The sequence below is a fragment of the Vibrio sp. EJY3 genome (genome assembly GCF_000241385.1).
In the GTDB taxonomy this organism is placed as follows: domain Bacteria; phylum Pseudomonadota; class Gammaproteobacteria; order Enterobacterales; family Vibrionaceae; genus Vibrio; species Vibrio natriegens.
In genome coordinates this window covers 738,665-755,674 of sequence record NC_016614.1, presented here as the reverse complement: position 1 = coordinate 755,674, position 17,010 = coordinate 738,665, and the positions used below count along the sequence as shown (strand labels likewise).

The 17,010-nt window shown below is 42.3% G+C and carries 12 protein-coding genes; 4 read left to right on the top strand and 8 right to left on the bottom strand.

All coding sequences use genetic code 11. The annotated features are described in order from the left end of the window. Window positions 1–25: 25 nt before the first annotated feature. Complete coding sequence (locus tag VEJY3_RS19265) at window positions 26–406, bottom strand: hypothetical protein (RefSeq protein WP_014234095.1); 381 nt, start codon at window positions 404–406, stop codon at window positions 26–28. 353 nt (window positions 407–759) lie between these two features. Between VEJY3_RS19265 and VEJY3_RS19260 the strand changes: the two genes are divergently transcribed. Beyond that, on the top strand, window positions 760–1,368 hold the full coding sequence (locus VEJY3_RS19260; RefSeq protein WP_014234094.1) for a response regulator transcription factor: 609 nt from the start codon (window positions 760–762) through the stop codon (window positions 1,366–1,368). Here the strand turns inward: VEJY3_RS19260 and VEJY3_RS19255 are convergent. The 5 genes from VEJY3_RS19255 to VEJY3_RS19235 all read right to left on the bottom strand — a co-directional run bounded on the left by VEJY3_RS19255 (window position 1,365) and on the right by VEJY3_RS19235 (window position 9,230). Next, complete coding sequence (locus VEJY3_RS19255) at window positions 1,365–2,252, bottom strand: LysR family transcriptional regulator (protein ID WP_014234093.1); 888 nt, start codon at window positions 2,250–2,252, stop codon at window positions 1,365–1,367. The two genes, VEJY3_RS19260 and VEJY3_RS19255, sit on opposite strands and share 4 nt — an antisense overlap. 180 nt (window positions 2,253–2,432) lie before the next feature. Next, complete coding sequence (locus VEJY3_RS19250; protein ID WP_014234092.1) at window positions 2,433–3,800, bottom strand: GGDEF domain-containing protein; 1,368 nt, start codon at window positions 3,798–3,800, stop codon at window positions 2,433–2,435. Further along, on the bottom strand, window positions 3,797–4,408 hold the full coding sequence (locus tag VEJY3_RS19245; protein WP_014234091.1) for a response regulator transcription factor: 612 nt from the start codon (window positions 4,406–4,408) through the stop codon (window positions 3,797–3,799). The genes VEJY3_RS19250 and VEJY3_RS19245 overlap by 4 nt, the downstream gene beginning before the upstream one ends. A 3-nt stretch (window positions 4,409–4,411) precedes the next feature. Further along, entirely contained in the window at window positions 4,412–5,566 is a 1,155-nt protein-coding gene (locus VEJY3_RS19240) for an EAL domain-containing response regulator (protein ID WP_014234090.1), read from the bottom strand. After that, window positions 5,550–9,230 carry an ATP-binding protein gene (locus VEJY3_RS19235; RefSeq protein ID WP_014234089.1) on the bottom strand — a complete coding sequence of 1,227 codons (3,681 nt, stop codon included), beginning with the start codon at window positions 9,228–9,230 and terminating at the stop codon, window positions 5,550–5,552. Before VEJY3_RS19235 ends, VEJY3_RS19240 begins: the two co-directional genes overlap by 17 nt. Window positions 9,231–9,699: 469 nt before the next feature. Between VEJY3_RS19235 and ylqF the strand changes: the two genes are divergently transcribed. Then, window positions 9,700–10,644, top strand: a complete 945-nt coding sequence (gene ylqF, locus VEJY3_RS19230; RefSeq protein ID WP_014234088.1) for a ribosome biogenesis GTPase YlqF — start codon at window positions 9,700–9,702, stop codon at window positions 10,642–10,644. 214 nt (window positions 10,645–10,858) lie between these two features. On the opposite strand, the gene VEJY3_RS19225 is transcribed toward ylqF, so the two are convergent. Both VEJY3_RS19225 and VEJY3_RS19220 read right to left on the bottom strand, forming a co-directional pair. Next, window positions 10,859–12,913, bottom strand: coding sequence for a hybrid sensor histidine kinase/response regulator (locus VEJY3_RS19225; RefSeq protein ID WP_041170476.1), 2,055 nt, complete (start codon window positions 12,911–12,913; stop codon window positions 10,859–10,861). A gap of 209 nt (window positions 12,914–13,122) precedes the next feature. Continuing rightward, window positions 13,123–13,671, bottom strand: coding sequence for a GNAT family N-acetyltransferase (locus VEJY3_RS19220; RefSeq protein ID WP_014234086.1), 549 nt, complete (start codon window positions 13,669–13,671; stop codon window positions 13,123–13,125). A 271-nt stretch (window positions 13,672–13,942) separates the two neighbouring features. Between VEJY3_RS19220 and VEJY3_RS19215 the strand changes: the two genes are divergently transcribed. Continuing rightward, a complete protein-coding gene (locus VEJY3_RS19215) occupies window positions 13,943–15,067 on the top strand; it encodes a fatty acid desaturase (RefSeq protein WP_014234085.1) in 1,125 nt (374 codons plus the stop codon). A gap of 358 nt (window positions 15,068–15,425) precedes the next feature. Beyond that, entirely contained in the window at window positions 15,426–16,793 is a 1,368-nt protein-coding gene (dcuC, locus tag VEJY3_RS19210; protein ID WP_014234084.1) for an anaerobic C4-dicarboxylate transporter DcuC, read from the top strand. Window positions 16,794–17,010 lie beyond the last annotated feature (217 nt).

Below are 17,010 nucleotides of genomic sequence, written 5' to 3'. Positions count from 1 at the left end.
TAGCCGCTAACGTGCTTATAAACACTTAAGATTCTTGCTGTTCTGATTTTAACTCGTGTACCTGAGTAACGACTTTATCAAACTCAGAGCGATCGTTACTCAAGCACAGTCCCGACTCAACGACGCCGATCTCCTCATTATTGTAAACGGAAACACGAAGCTCATATTTCTTAGTCAGGAGATAGCTTGAGCCAAACACAATCGTAAATACAACTACCGACAGTATTGGATGTGCTAAAGCAGCAACAAAACTAAATACAAACCCTATTAGCGCAGCGCGTTTTACCTTGCTCTTACTGTCGTACTCTTTAACGTAAATATTTTTTACGTTGGAAATGGCTAATGGTTTTGGGCTGTTTTTACTAACAATAGCCCCACGTTCAATCCAAACTCGCTGTTTCGTCATTCTTACTCCCGCAGCACAATGTGTGCTCTACAACTCAAAGACAATTACTCTGATATTTATTATGCAATCTCACCCATAATTCATCTTCATTAAATGTGAGAGTTAACTCGCAGCTTCAAGTAGTCAATTTTGTAATCTAATTACATAAATTATTTTAAAATAGAGTCTTATCGTAAAGCCTCAAATAAGAAAAAACCACTTATTCTTTGATATATAAAATATTTTTTGTGAATTTCGTTTTTCGAAAATGTCATTTTCCTTCAAATAATCAGGAATTTTCCTACAATCATAATCAATCCGATAAGGTTGTATGCGGGCAAACAATTAACTTTAATAATTAAATGAGGTCCACTGTGAAAAACGTTCTTATTATTGATGCACAACCGCTTTACAGTGACGCACTTGCGACACTTGTAAACAATGTAATGAATACTGCAGACGTAAAACAGTCTACAAGCAGCGCAGAAGTGATGGACTTAGTTCGAAATCAACGGATTGATTTAATTATCTTAGACGTGGTCGTTGGCGATAGAGACGGTATGCGTTTAGCAAAAAATATTTTAGCGACCGGGTACCAGGGTAAGATTCTGTTTATCTCTTCCAAAGACTATTCAAGCTTGTCTAAAGCGGCTTACGAGCTTGGCGCAAACGGCTTTTTGAACAAGAACGAGAGTAAACAAACCATTATGGACGCTATCGTCAGTGTTTCTCGTGGTTACTCGATGTTTAAACTGAAACACACACAGTCTTCAAACAGTGTTGCCTTGTCGAAAAGAGAAGCAATGGTCTTCCACTACTTAGCTCAGGGCTACTCAAACAAGCGAATTTCTGAGCAGTTATCACTGAGTGCAAAAACCATCAGTACTTATAAAACAAGAATTTTGAAAAAGTACCATGCGACTTCTCTAATAGAGTTACTGCATACGCTTCCGCAATCAGAAAACGCTCGGGTTTTCGGTTAAATCGCCATATGTTTTGCAATGGCACCAGTTAAAATCTGGTGCATTGCATCGTAGCGATGGCTTTGCTTCATCTGTAACACGACTTTCGGCCAACCATCCACGTAGTAAGATTCAGGAACACGTATAAAACGATAACCATCTATTGGTGATTGAAACTCGTGTAATACGGTTGCTGCGCCCATCTCTTTGACGAGCTTGAGGACCGCACTGACGTTATCCAATGTCGCAACCCTGTCGATGGTGAGACCTTTCTCTTCCATCACTCGTTTCGCTATTTGTTCGCGCTCTTTCCAGCCGACTAGCCCAAGCATCACAAAAGGTAATTCGGCGGCACCCTCTAAAGTGGTAATACCGGATTCCTCTGACACAACAACAACCGCTGGTGCATAACCGACAAAGTGCTGGTAAATGGATTTTGGCAGTTCATCATTAAAATAATGCAGTTGAACATCCACTTTACCAAGCAATATGTCCTCAACTGTATGATCATTATTAGTTGTGATCGTGATATGAGCTTTCGGAAACACCGCCATCAATTCCATCGCGAGCAAGTGACCAAACGAGTATTGTGCGACTTGAGGCAAAGAGATGGTGATATCTTTCTCGTAGTTTTCTGGATCAAACTCAGAGCGAAGCAAGCATGTTTCTAATTGATCAAGCGCGTCAGCAATCTGAGGCAATTGGCGTATCAGGTAATCTGTGGGTTCAAAGCGATGGGGATGGCGAATAAATAATTCATCATTCAGCTGTTCACGTAAGCGGGCGAGATATTTACTGATTGATGCTTCACTCTTCCCGAGAGCTTTAGCAACGGGTTTGAGCTGACGATGCTTTTCTAGCAAAACCAGTATTTTTAATAGATTAAGATCGAGGTCTTTATTCAAAACGAGGCACCACTTACGTCGGATGTTCTTTATCAGAAAAAGTAAGGCAGCCGACTTTTAACAAGCGGCTGCCCTAATATAAAAGACTAAAGTTCTCGTTTGGTCAACTTTATCAAATGGTTATGTCATCACACTGTTTGTCGTTTCATATACGCTCAACATTAAACCAGCCCTGCGGTGCTAATCTCGTCGCTTTTTCATCTCATACAGCTCTTCGTCCGCACGAATAATCACATCTTCAAGGACTTCGTGCTCTTCGCTTGTGGCCAAGCCGGTACAAACACTAATTTCAATATCGAGCGCTTTTAGTCGATTGTCCTTTATGACACCCTGTAATTTTTTAGCAAGTACGGACGCCTGGCTTTCGCTGCAACTAGGCAAGATAGCCAAAAACTCATCTCCCCCGGTTCGCACAAGATAATCGCTGTTTCTGAATACTTTTTTCATCGACTCAGCAATGATAGCGATAGCGTCGTCACCAACATGATGCCCAAAACAATCGTTAATTTTCTTAATTCGGTTGCCGTCTATCGCCATCACCGAGTAAGAGGCTTCAGCTAATCGGTTTTTAAAGGTGTTATCTTTAAATAACCTCCGATTATATAAGCCTGTAAGTTCATCTTTTGTCACATCAGTTAATGCGTTAGCAAGCTGCATTTTGTTCTGATTTGACTCATGAGCCTTGGAAAAGTAAGCGAACGCAACAATAAAAAAGATCACATACAGATAGCTATAATCCACCAGCAGTTTACTGAAAGGATATTGGTAAACGATCAGGTTATTGTTGTCTGCCATATACGACTGGGTATAGGAAAAATGCGTCCATGGATAACCCGGAAAGTAGATGATCAACTGTTTATTACCATTATTGATGATCGACTTTACCGCTTTTCCTTCTTGGTAAAGCGCAGTTAAATGCATCTGAGTCGAGAATTCACCCACCAGTTCATCATGATGATACACAGGGCTCATGACGCTCAATGCGTATTCACCTGTAGAGCTGCTCTTAAACGGCTTTGAGAACAACACACGATCTGTTAATTGACCTTTCCATGCTTCCTTTGCACAAGAAATATTCTCTTTACACACTTCTAAATCGAATGCACTTTTGTTGTTTTCCAGCCCTTCAACCGGACGCTCAACGATCAGTTTATTTCCGGTGTAAGAACGAAAGTACAGTACCGATGCAGTGTCTTTATAAACATTCGATAAATACTGTTCCGCCTCATGGAACACTTTACGTGCGACTGCTTCAACGTAATTGAGCTTTTTACTGGAATCTAAAGAATATATCGCATCGCGAAAACTTAAGCTCGTTTGCGATTCTATACTTTCAGCGCTGCTATTCTGGTGCTGATCAAGCTGAGATTCTGTCAGCAAGCCTAACAGAATCACTTGCTGCTTTACCTTAGATAAACCCTCGACATAAGAGCGAAACTGCTTGTTCTCGTATGAGAACACTACCGCGCCAATAGTGACGACCGACGTAACAAACAGTAAAGTAGCGATGAAGAATGACAACGAGACATTTCTTAGATTCACGTTCATATCACGTCCTTTAAATCTCCCGCAACCCTTGTCAACTCAACAATATTGTCGACATTAAATTTGTCTAACACGCGGCGCTTATACGTGCTGACGGTTTTATCGCTGATAGATAATACTTCTGCGATATCGCGGTTCGATTTACCTTGTAACAGGTACTTCATTACCGAGCTCTCTCGGCTTGAAAGCTGTGGTGCCGCTCTTACTTCGCTGGCCACCTGTTTAAACTTAAAGAATGAGTACCCTTTCGATACCGCTTCGATGGCATCTTTCAATATTTCGTGATTTTCTGATTTACATACATACCCATCTGCGCCCGAGCGAAATGCCATTTGGCTGTACATTTGGCTTGTTTCAGCAGAGAAGAAAATCACTTTCCCAGCATAACCGTGTGATTTGATGCGTTTATAGAAGTCGAAGCCGTCACAATCGGATAAATTCACATCTAGTATTAGTAATTCGATGTCGCACTCTTTAATTGCTGTCAGTGCTGCTCTCGAAGAAGTGGCTGTAATCACTTCATTGGCGACGCCTAACTCTTCAAGCAGGTATTTAATGGCAACACAAACAAGTGGATGATCGTCAAAAATTAAGCAGTTTAGTCTATTCATTTTTTAGCTCAGTATGGTTATGGCTTCTAAGGGCATAGGTTTATTGATGTAAAAACCTTGGCAAAGGTCGATTCCGTATTCACGCATCACTTTCATCGTCGCCTCGTTTTCAACACCTTCTGCGACAACGTGAATATTTAAGCTTTTTGCTAAAGAGCGAATGGCAACGACAATATTTCGTTTTTTGGGATCGCTTTCGACACCGTGTACAAAAGAACGATCGATTTTGAGTTCGTTAAAAGGCAGTTGCGCTAACTTTTCAAACGTAGACGAGCCAGTGCCAAAGTCATCAATAGACACCGTGACACCGTTCATTCGTAGCTTGAGTAAGTTTTTATAAATTGAGGTACTCGCCTGGAACGTATCACGTTCAGTAATTTCTATCGTGATTTGTTCCGGCTCTATATCATTGTCATGGCACCGGGAAAGAAAACGGCTCGCAAACTGCGGATCTTCTAAGTTGGCGTGATCAACATTGATGGATACTTTTTGTGTAAAGCCACGATGTTTGATGTCGTAGATGACATTGTTAAATACCGCATCAAAAAGCGCTTTCGACAGACCACAGCGCTCAACAATTGGCAAAAAGTGGTAAGGTGATAGCACGCCATAAATGGGATGATACCAGCGCGCAAGAGCCTCATAACCAAGCACCTCGCCACTTTTCGTACTAACCAATGGCTGATAGTAGTTTTTTACTCGCCCCTCATCCAACGCCCAGATAAACTCATGATCGTCGACTTCGATCGGTTGAATAAATGTCACTTTCTTTTGTGTGTCTTGCTGCATTTTGTCAACAATGTCAGCGACTTCAAGTTGATCGTAAGGCTTTTGTAACTTACCAACCACCTCAAAGCTAAAGTCATTGCACATGGCTTTAACCGCTGAAATGATCGTCAGGTCCATCGCACTCACTATCACGACCTTGCCTTGATAGTTTATATCATCAAGCAACTCCATCATGTCGACCCCATCTCTTCCGGGCATCATGATATCGCAGAAGATGACATCAAATTGCGTGGTTTCCGCACACATAATTGCTTTATCTACGCAGTTAAATGGGGCAACAAAAGCACCATGCTTGCGTAAGGCATGGGTTAGCAAAGTGGTTTGAAGGGGATGATCGTCGATCACCATGGCACTAAATGTTCTGTTCATGTATTTCTGTCCAGTTCTGTACGTTCTCGATCTCCTGCTCGATATGTATAATGAGTTCCGCTGCAAATTTATCCAATTCTGTAGCACTGACCTTCTCTGCCTTAATGCAAAGCTCGGTTAACACTGAAATGCCTATTGCGCCTACCGCTCCCTTAATCCCGTGAATCACTCGTTTTTTGTCATTGTCTGTGGTCGCTTTCTTCAACTTAGCCACATCCGTCGCCATCGATTGGCGGAACACTTGAGCAATTTCTCTGGCTTCTTGTGAGGTAAACTTATCAATCCAGTTTATTGATGGTTTTTTTTCTTTCTGACCTAAAAAAGGAAGCAATATGGCCTTCAATTTATCCAAGTCATACGGCTTATAAAGCACATTATCCATACCTAGCTCGTTCGCTTTCTCACTTGCCAGACGGGAATCTTCAGCCGTTACGCCGATAACTGGCAGCGTTTCAAAAACCTGTGAAGCTCTCACTCTCTTAACCAACTCGAAGCCGTCCATTTCTGGCATATGAAAATCCGTCAGAAGTGCGGAGACTTGTTCGTTCCGCTGCAGATATTTCCATGCTTCACGACCGTTATTGACGATCACGGGTTCAATACCAAGCTCACGCATCTGCATCAAAATAATGCTCTGGTTGATCGGGTTATCTTCCGCGATTAAAACGGTACCCTTAACCCAAGCGATAGATTCTTGGGGTAATTCCGTTGAAATCACATTCTGATGGCTTTGATCGAACAAGCTTAACAGGGTGTCTGGGTACTGAATCTCACGCAATGAAAGACAAATAGGTGCGATTTCATGCTGACTAAACAGAACGCCTTTACAGCGCCCTTGCTGATCTTTTTCAGGGATTAAATTCGCCGTTATGTCAGACGGTTCATTCGGTGTTTTCATATTCCAGATTTCACACCACTGACGAACAGACAGTGGTAATGCTTCACTGTAAGTTAGCTCTGGATAGTACTCGTAGTTGAGTTCACACAAGGTTACCGGTAGCTTCACAACCATCGTCGTTCCCAGACCATATTGAGAGTCAATCGTGAGGTCTCCGCCCATACATTGGATCAAGCGATCGACAATGCTGAGCCCTAGTCCAGTTCCACCATATTTACGCGTAATCGTGTCATCGGCCTGAACAAAAGGATCTAAAACGCCTTTTAACTGGTTTTCTGTCATTCCAATGCCAGTGTCCGCTACTTTTATGGTCAACTGCGACTCATGCAAAATAACGCTAATCGCAATTTCACCCTCAGAGGTAAATTTGACTGCATTAGACAACAGATTAGTGATGATCTGGATGAGTCTTAGTGTGTCAATTTCCACGAGACGGTGTCTGAAAGGCTTAACTGTTACCTTGTAATCCAGCCCTTTATCTAACGCTTTTGGCTCAAAGCTACGTAAAACGTCGCAAAGTGTTGATAACAAATCCGTTTGTACTGGTACGACAGTTAACTGCCCCGCTTCCAATTTGGAATAATCCAGAACTTCATCAACCAGGGTATTTAAATGATTTAGGGCTAGCATCGCCTGAGAGATAAGCTCACGGTTTGACGTATCCTCTACCTGACGCTGAAGCAAATCGAGAATGCCATGCGCCGCTGACAATGGCGTTCTCAACTCATGGCTCATGGTTGCTAAAAAGTTTTCACGAGCCCGCACAGCCGTCTGCGCCTTCTCTTGCGCATCGATAAGTGCCTGTTCACGTTCCTTCTGATGCGTAATGTCTTGTACTACAGTAAGGACGAATTTTTTCTTACCACTCGGAGAAGAGATTGATTTTCGCTCTCGGTAGACATGGTTAATGCCTAACTTACATCCTGCCGACGCAACCTCTTCGGTAATGCGTTCTCCTTCAATAACTCTGCTCAGCTCATCTTCGTTATCGACAAGGCGCAGACCCGTCGCACAACTTTGTAGGCTACAGCCTTGGCATTGACCATGTTTGTGGCGGGCGCAGTTACTCATCTCCAAGTGGTTATTCTCGTCATGGATAAATACCAGGCTGTTGATTTCCTGAATAATTTCCATAAGCCACTGCTTTTCTTTTTCTTCGTTATTGGCATTCAGCTCGGCCAAATTTACCTTTAACTTCAAATGAGCTAAGACAAAATACGCCACAACTAACAGCACAATAAACGCCACGACGCCTGACACAACGATTCTTGTCATGTGTTCATCGTCATAGCCATAGACTAAATTGAAGTTTCGGTGTGAGCGAAGTAGCTTTTCTATTTCGTTTGAATCAATCGTGTCGATGACACTATCGAGCATGTTTTTCAGCTGCGTATTGTGGTTAGACACCGCAAAAGCGATAGAGAATGTCAGTGCGTCATGCTCGTTAATGACTAAACCATCGACCTGGTCCTGTGCAATCAAACTATGGACAATATCGTCAGGGACGTACGCAATATCTAACTTACCCGATTTCAGATCCGTCAATAGCTGCTTGGGATCGTCGTAGCGAGAAAAGCGATCATGCTGCCATGAGTCTAAGTGCACTAACCCTTGCTTTTTCAAACTGATTAAAATGCCAAGCTTGGAGCTTTCGGTCACATCGACATTGCGCTCTTCCGTTCGGATAGACACGAAGTTGTTACGCATAAAGGGCTTTGTCACCAACCAGTCAGAAACCGGTGCATCATCAACATAAGCCACAGGGACAAGATCAGAGTTAAAAGCGGTCAAGCCACTACTTAAGCTCGTTTTTGGCTTAACAAATTTAAATGATAAACCAGTTCTAGATTGAATTAACTCGATGAAGTCTGGAAGAAAACCATCCAGATGATCAGAGTGCGCATTCTTAAATAAAAACGGATACGCTTCTTCGCTGCTGCTGTAAGTAATCTTGTGCTCAACACCTAAATGCTTACGATACTCAACTAATAGCTTGTCGTTGATGTGGTAAGGGTTCTGGGAAGCAACAGAACGAATATTTTTCCCGCTCTTCTCCCAATTTAGGATCTTATTGATTCGATTAATAAGGTCCTGATTTTCCGGCAAAGTAATGAAACTCACGTCTTCATGATTCAGCCATTCTGGTATGTCTACCAAACCTTTAACGATATTGTGCTGATCAAGATATTGGTTGATCGCGACATAAGTAGAAATGAGTGCATTCGCTTGACCAGAACGGACCTTTTCAAAGGCTTCTAATCGCGTTCTGGCATAACTGATGTTGTCGAACCCCTGAGATTTAAGGTTGTGACAATATGAGCTGCCTTCAACACAAACCCAGTGAATTTCCTGATTTGATCGTTGCTTAAGGCTGGCATCTTGATACCAAACGGCAATGGTGCTTGAAAAGAATGGCTGCGAAAACAGGAAGCGACCTTCCCTTTCACTTGTTTTGCTAAACCCAACTGCGCCATCGATGACTCCGCTCTCTACGTCAGCTAACAAAGGAGGAATATGTTTGTAAGGACGAAGCTCTAGCTTGAAGTTAAGCGCTTTTGAAATGTTGGTCAGGTAATCAAGGTTGATGTCATAGAAAGGACCAATACTATCAAGCATTGAGTCACCGGCGTTGTGCTGAGTAATCACGCCAACAACCACCGTGTCTTTTTGCTCTTTAATCGTTGAGTCCGCAGGTGCATTAAAAGAAACCGCAACGCTAAATAACGTAACGGATAGAAAGAATAGTTTTCTTAAAATGCTCAACATAAAGACTTCCTCTGATTGGGAAGTCAGATTAATCTGAGGGGCTCAAAAGTCAAATATCAACACCACAACAAAACATACATATTCTATTGATATATAAGAATTATTTTAAAATTAGTAAGTACATTCCTACAGAATCTTCCACCTTTGACTACATTCTTTTTGCGCTCAATATCTCAGCAAATAATATTAACCAGATTGCATCTTACATTTGTAAAGATGAGGATGAATAACTGTAAGCTCAAATATTCGGCACTTAATACTGAGTAAACGGTTTTTCGCCATCATCTTGAGTGCTTAATGGGATTACGTGATAAACTACACGATTAACAGCAGAATGAAGCTCAACTCTGCGGTACATAGGAAAGATACTTACAACTTCCAGTATACTGGCCATATCAAAGCGTTCCGCCAAGTATTCAGGTTAGTAAACGTACCCCGTATGAGCACAGAATTTAAGGTAGTAACTCAAATGGTTAATAACTCAATCCAGTGGTTTCCCGGCCACATGCACAAAGCACGTAAAGAGATCGAAGAAGCGATCCCACAAGTGGATGTGATCATCGAAGTACTGGATGCCCGTATTCCTTTTAGTAGCGAAAACCCTTTGATTTCTCAGATTCGTGGTGACAAGCCGGTCGTTAAGGTATTGAACAAACGCGATTTGGCAGACCCAGAAATGACTCAGCTCTGGATAGATCACCTTGAGCAAGAACAGAATGTGAAAGCGATGGCTATCACAACGTCTGAGCCTCAGGAAGTTCATAAAATTATGGAACTTTGCCGTAAGCTTGCACCTCACCGCGAAGAAATCGGCAAAAACATTCGTACCATGATAATGGGCATTCCAAACGTTGGTAAATCAACCATCATCAATACGCTTGCAGGTCGTACGATCGCCGTAACGGGTAACCAACCTGCGGTAACGCGTCGCCAACAACGTATCAACCTTCAAAACGGTATTGTTCTATCTGACACGCCAGGAATTTTATGGCCAAAAGTAGAAAACCCGCACAGTGGTTTTCGTCTTGCTGCAACAGGTGCCGTGAAAGATACCGCGATGGAATATGATGAAGTGGCATTTTACACCATCGAATACTTAGCCGCTCAATACCCTGAGAAGCTGAAACAACGTTATCAAATTGAAGAGCTTCCAGAATCTGATATCGAAATCATGGAAGAGATTGGTCGTCGTCGAGGCGCGTTACGTGCAGGCGGCCGTGTTGATCTGCACAAAGTATCTGAAATTCTGCTTCATGAGTTACGTCAGGGAACATTAGGCCAAATCACTTTAGAACGTCCAGAAATGATTACGCAAGAGCTTATCGAAGTGGAAGTTGAAACCGCGCGTAAAGAAGAAGAAAAAGCCAAACGTAAAGAAGAACGACGTAAACGCTACTTGCGTAACAAGCGTTAATTCCACTCTTTAAACCCTATACCGAAAAGCTCAGCCTAATGCTGAGCTTTTTTATACCAATCTGGATAAGTAGATGGTCTGTTAATTGCGCTGGAAAAATCACTTAGAGCAAGGCATAGATTGCAGTAACTAGTTATTCTAATTTCAAAATCTATAACGCAGCTATCAGCGATTTTACCTAGCAAGAATGATTAAATACTTATTTAGATTGGTATTATACCCAACTAGCTATTTTATCGAGTAAGCGGCTTTTATCGGCTGGTTTCACGATGAAATCAGACATACCGGAAGAGTCAATTTTATCCAAAGTAATGCCTGTGCTATCTCCTGTATAAGCAATAATAGGGACCGATGCATAACGCTTGTTAGAGTTTCGAATCACTTTTGAGGCTTCAATCCCATCCATCACTGGCATTTCAATGTCCATGAGAATCACATCGATACTCTCTGTTTCTAACGCTTCGACCGCTTGTTGTCCGTCTTCTTTCTGAATGACATCAAACCCCTGCTTTTCCAACAATATAGCGGTAAATTTTCGTAGTGATTCGTTGTCATCGACCACCATAATTGTGTGTCTGTCCGAGTGCACCGACGGCACGGTTTCACTGTTGTTTGATGAGACCGTGGTATCCTGTGGCTCAAAAAGAATTTGGTCAATGGTATTTGCTGTATTAAGCAACCAGGCTTGCGTTTCTACCCATATCGGTTCATTAACTGGCTGATATTCTATTGGAACTGGATGACGCTCAAATAAATAGACGATGCGTGCTTCGCTGTAGGCGAACAAGGATTCAAATTGCTGGAGCTGTTCAACAGCGCTGTCTAAACTATGTAAATCAATAAAAATCGCATCGTAATCACAATCATTCTGCTTGTGATCAAGTGCTTCATTTACTTGCATGCACTTCAGCGAAAAACCCATTTGGCTGCTCGTCTCATAACCTCTGGAGAGAAGTATGTCCTGATTCGACACAACAAGAACCTTCTTCAACATAGTGAGTTCTTGTTTGATCTTTGTGACAACGTCAGAGTTTAAGCGCGGAAAGCTCAAAGTAAACTGAGACCACTCACCGAGAACGGACTTCGCCTCAATGCTACCGCCAAATGAGGACATCACCTTTTTACAGAATGGCAACCCGAGACCATAGCTTTTTGATTTGCCAGTGGTGTAAAAGTCCTGAAAAATATTGGGAATCACGTCAGACGCGATACCTGCACCATTGTCCGTCACAATGATTTTATTTACCGACTCTTCAGTTTTTAGCTCTACAAGAATATGGAAATCTTCGGAGCTACGGTGATGAAAAGAATTCTTCAAAAGGTTGTACATTATATATTGAAGCAGTGTATCACTACCTAAGAAGCAGAATTCGTCCCGCACATCCAGAGAAATAATGCGTTTGTCTGTCGAACGCTCATAGCTGAAACTGTCTATCGCCTGCTCTACAACATCACGAGAGGAATACTTTTTGAAAGTGGAACGCGAAATACGATTTTCATCAATAGAAGTAAGCAATAAATCAATCGTCTCATTCGCTGAATGAATAATGCTCTTGGCGTCTTGACTGACTTCATTTAGCAGCGCGATATCTTTACCCGTCATAAGATATTGATCGCTATCGGCCATTTGCTTACCTGGCAATATAGAACGCATCAGCTCAATAGACGTTGAAATACCACTAAGAGGGTTGCGCATTTCATGAGCGATGCCTGCACCAAAATATTTGGCTAATGACACTTTTGATTCATGTTCAACTTGGTTTCGGACATAGAACATATTGCCAAAAACATAGATAAACAAAAAGATCGGAATATGTGCCCAATCCATTGCAATGTCAATTTGGAAACCTTTTGATATCCAGGCAAAAAACGTCGCTAGCGCAACTCCAGTAAAGGTCTGTGCAAACATAACTCTGGTGACATGTACTAACAAAATGTGCAGGAAAATCGCACACATGAACGACATTACCCAAACTTCGGACCAAACATTCATCAACAACATATAGAAGAAGAAAAATGGCAAGCAGATCGTAATGGTCACCTGATAATAAATGGGAATGTAACGATGCAAAGCCGACGGGACACGATTTCTGAAGATAATGCCTAAGAATAATAGTGAGCAGAACAAACGCAGCGGTAAGTTTTCATAAGTTTGTGGAAACATCATTTCCCAAACCACGTAATATAGAGGGAAACCAATAAAACCTAGCCAGCCAACAAGTGTGAGGTTGGGCTCTGCGTACTGATAGACTTTACGCATCGCATCCATATAACCCAACTTACCTGCTTTACTCTGATATTCCATATCTGTCACTGATTATCATTGTTATTATCTTTTTGGGCTGGTGATTATATAGGACTCAACCACGATATACAGTATGGAATGGTATAAATATTAAACAATCTTGTTCTTGCCCAACAAAAAGAGCAGCGACCTGCTGCTCTTTATGCATATAACATCATAAGATAATGCGATAACTACGAATAGACCACATGATCTTCAATGCCATTTACCAAAGCTTGCGCACTCGGCCAACTAAAGACTTTTTCCATCACTTCCGTGCCTCCCGGTGCGCGCCAAATACGCTCCTGGCACTCTCGCCCACCGATATGGCGATAAAATTCAATTGCTGAAGTATTTTGTGAAACGACTTCCAGATATAAGCCACTGTCTTTGAAGAATTGTTGCTGCCATTCAGCGGCGGCAAGTAAGAGTTGTTTTCCGATACCACGGCTACGGAACGCGTCGTCGACATGCAATGCATCAATAAAAGTTCCACGCTCAAAATCATGGTTACCAAAGATGCAAACAAAGCCAATTAAAAGACCACCCTCTTCTGCAAGTACGATGTGCTGATTAAACGGAGGGTTGGTAAGACGGGTCTGCCAAATCAGCATTTTATCATCCAAAGCATCTTTGTCTAAATAACTGCTACTGAGGATGCCTTGATAGTGACGTTTCCAACTCTCTGCATGCAGATGCGCGATGCGCTCGTAGTCCTTATATTCCGCTAGTCGTAAATCCATTACGTATTCCTATATTCTTATAAATCCTGCTCTTCCGCCATAATTTGGTCTTTTTCACTAATTTAGACCTTATTTACTGGTAGATTTTCCATAGCTTAAGCCAAAGCTCATTTTTTAATACTACTCATTATTTAATTAAAAGCAAAATATGCCGACAAGTTTATGGAGAATACAATACAAGAATCATCACATTTGTATAACTTCAATTTGACTTACACGTGTACGCTGATATTCTAGCGCACAGTTGTTAGCTCAAAGTCAGGAAAACACTGTGACTCAAAACAGACCACCTATTATCTGGTTGAATATATTAATATTTTCGGCCAGCTTCGTTCTTACTTTCATTGTTGCACCTTGGTATGCCTACCGCTTTGGGTTGGGCTGGGAACATTTGATTTGGGGCATTATTGCGTTCAGTTTTACCAACTTATCGATTACTGCGGGATATCATCGCCTTTGGAGCCACAAAACGTATGAGGCTCATCCAATTTTACGTTTCGTATTTGCTATAGGCGGTGCGTTTTCTCTACAAAACAGTGCATTACATTGGTCGTCCGATCACCGTGTCCATCACAAACACGTGGATAACAACGATAAAGATCCCTATTCAGCCAAGCGTGGCTTCTGGTACTCACACATTGGCTGGATGCTACGTGATTACAATAAGTCCAAGCAAAATGAATACACTAACTGTCGTGATCTGAAACGCGACAAGATTGTGATGTGGCAACACGACTACTATGTCCCACTTGCGCTAGTGACAAATATCGGCTTTCCCGTTGCCTTGGGACTTATTTATGGTGATGTATGGGGAATGCTACTGGTTGTGGGCGCCGTTCGCCTATTTATGAGCCACCACACGACCTTTTTTATCAATTCATTGGCTCATGTTTGGGGTAAACAGACGTTTACTGACAAAAATACAGCGCGTGATAATGGAATCCTGGCCTTTTTTACCTTTGGCGAGGGTTACCATAATTTTCATCACATCTTTGAGAATGACTACCGTAACGGCGTATATTGGTGGCATTACGACCCAACCAAATGGCTGATTAAATCTTGCTCTTGGTTAGGGTTAACCTCGAAATTACGTACAACGCCGACTTTCAGAATAGAAAAAGCGCGGGCTACCCAATTGTTGAAGACAACTAAAGAAAAGCTAGAATCAAGGCCGAATACACAACCGATTCTCGACCAACTTCAGCAAGAGTTTGATTCTCTCGTTCATCATATGCAGGAGTACTATGAGGTTCGAAAAGAGCTGTTCAGTCAAAAGACCGCAGACGTAGTGAAAAAGTATGAATACTCACTCTGCAAATTGAAGTATCAGCAGATCAAAGCCGAGTTTGAAAGACAACAGCACAGCTGGAACCTTATGGTTCGTCAATACGCGTAACCTTATCCCGACCACCAGTTAAAAAGCTCCGAGTTATCGGGGCTTTTGCTTCTTATATCCCTCTTAATTCACAATCCGCTTTCAACTGCATTTTTTGAATACTTTCTGGACACCAAGTCGTTTTAATTGCAAATCAACCTCAGTGTTTTGTTTCTTTATTAACCATACAATTCAGCATATATCACCTATTAATCCATAATTAAACAAAATAATAAATCGTCGTTACTTATTAAATTATAATTTGTTTTAGATCATGTAAGTCCCAGATTCAACTCGTGCCACAGACCAGAATTCTGTACATTCTCTGTCATAAATTGACACAGTTTCATCCTTTTTTTCATTACATCTGGAGACACTTATGCTAGAGCTCTTAATTGGCTTAATAGTGACCATTGCCGTGGGCTATTTCATTGTCAAAGGCTATAAAGCAGCTGGAGTGCTTTTAACCGCAGGTATTAGTTTGCTTCTCTTGACTGGCGTATTAGGCCACCAAGTTCTGCCATCAAGCATCACTTCAACAGGAAACATGGTAACGGACTCATTAGAATACGTTAAATACATGCTTCAGTACCGTGGTGGTGGCTTAGGCATGCAGATTATGCTGCTTTGTGGCTTTGCGTCTTACATGACACACATCGGTGCCAACAACGTAGTAGTAAAACAGTTCTCGAAACCACTTTCTGTCATTAAGTCTCCTTATGTTCTTTTAGTTGCAGCGTACATCGTGGCTTGTTTGATGTCTCTAGCAGTAAGCTCAGCGACTGGTTTAGGTGTACTTTTGATGGCGACGCTATTCCCGATGATGGTAGCGATGGGTATCTCGCGCCCAGCAGCCGTTGCAGTCTGTGCGTCACCAGCCGCGATCATTCTTTCTCCGACTTCAGGCGATGTGGTTATCGCTGCAGAGAAATCAGGACTGGCTCTTGATGTATTTGCTGTGCAAACCGTTCTACCTGTATCGATTTGCGCCATCATCGTCATGGCTGCGGCTGCTTTCTTCTGGAACAAGTATCTGGATAAGAAAGAAAATACGCCAATGGAAAAAATTGATGTATCAGAAATCAAAGCTGATGCACCGGCGTTTTACGCAGCACTGCCGTTTTTGCCAATCTTCGGTGTCTTTCTCTTCAATGGCCGTACCATCCCAGGCTTAAGTCTGGATATCTATACCATCGTGGTTGGCTCTATTTTCTTGGGTGCGATTATTCATTACGTTGTGAACAAGTTTGACGGCAAAAAGTCTCTGGAAGATCTGGACTCTTGTTACGAAGGTATGGCCGACGCGTTTAAAGGCGTAGTAATGCTGTTGGTTGCTGCTGGTGTATTTGCACAAGGTCTGATGTCTATTGGCGCAATTGATAACCTACTTCACCTAGCGGATCAGGCTGGTGCTGGCGGCATTGCTCTTATGCTGATTTTGACAGCCCTAACTGTTGCGGCAGCAATCGCTACAGGCTCTGGTAACGCACCATTCTATGCTTTCGTTGAACTTGCTCCTTCACTGGCAGCGAAAATGGGCCTGAACCCTGCGTTCTTAATCATCCCAATGCTGCAAGCATCGAATCTAGGTCGCACGATTTCTCCGGTATCAGGCGTCATCGTAGCCACATCTGGCATGGCGAAAATAAGCCCATTCGAAGTGGTTAAACGTACCTCTGTACCTGTACTGGCAGGCTTGGTAACAGTAATCATAGGCACAATGGTACTGGTACCAATGAGTGCTTAGTACGTCTGCTGACAACATCTAGTTTCAAAAATCACAAAGGCCCGATGTAACGTCGGGCCTTTTCATTTATCGCAGTGCTACTCCAGTCTTCTATTACCTCTTCCCTGTCTTTCCAATCACTCTCACAACCTATTAACATTATTCAACACGTGACATATTTCGCGTATGTGCAACGGTATTCGCGTTAGAGTTTGCTTACTGTGTCAGCAGCTTATAT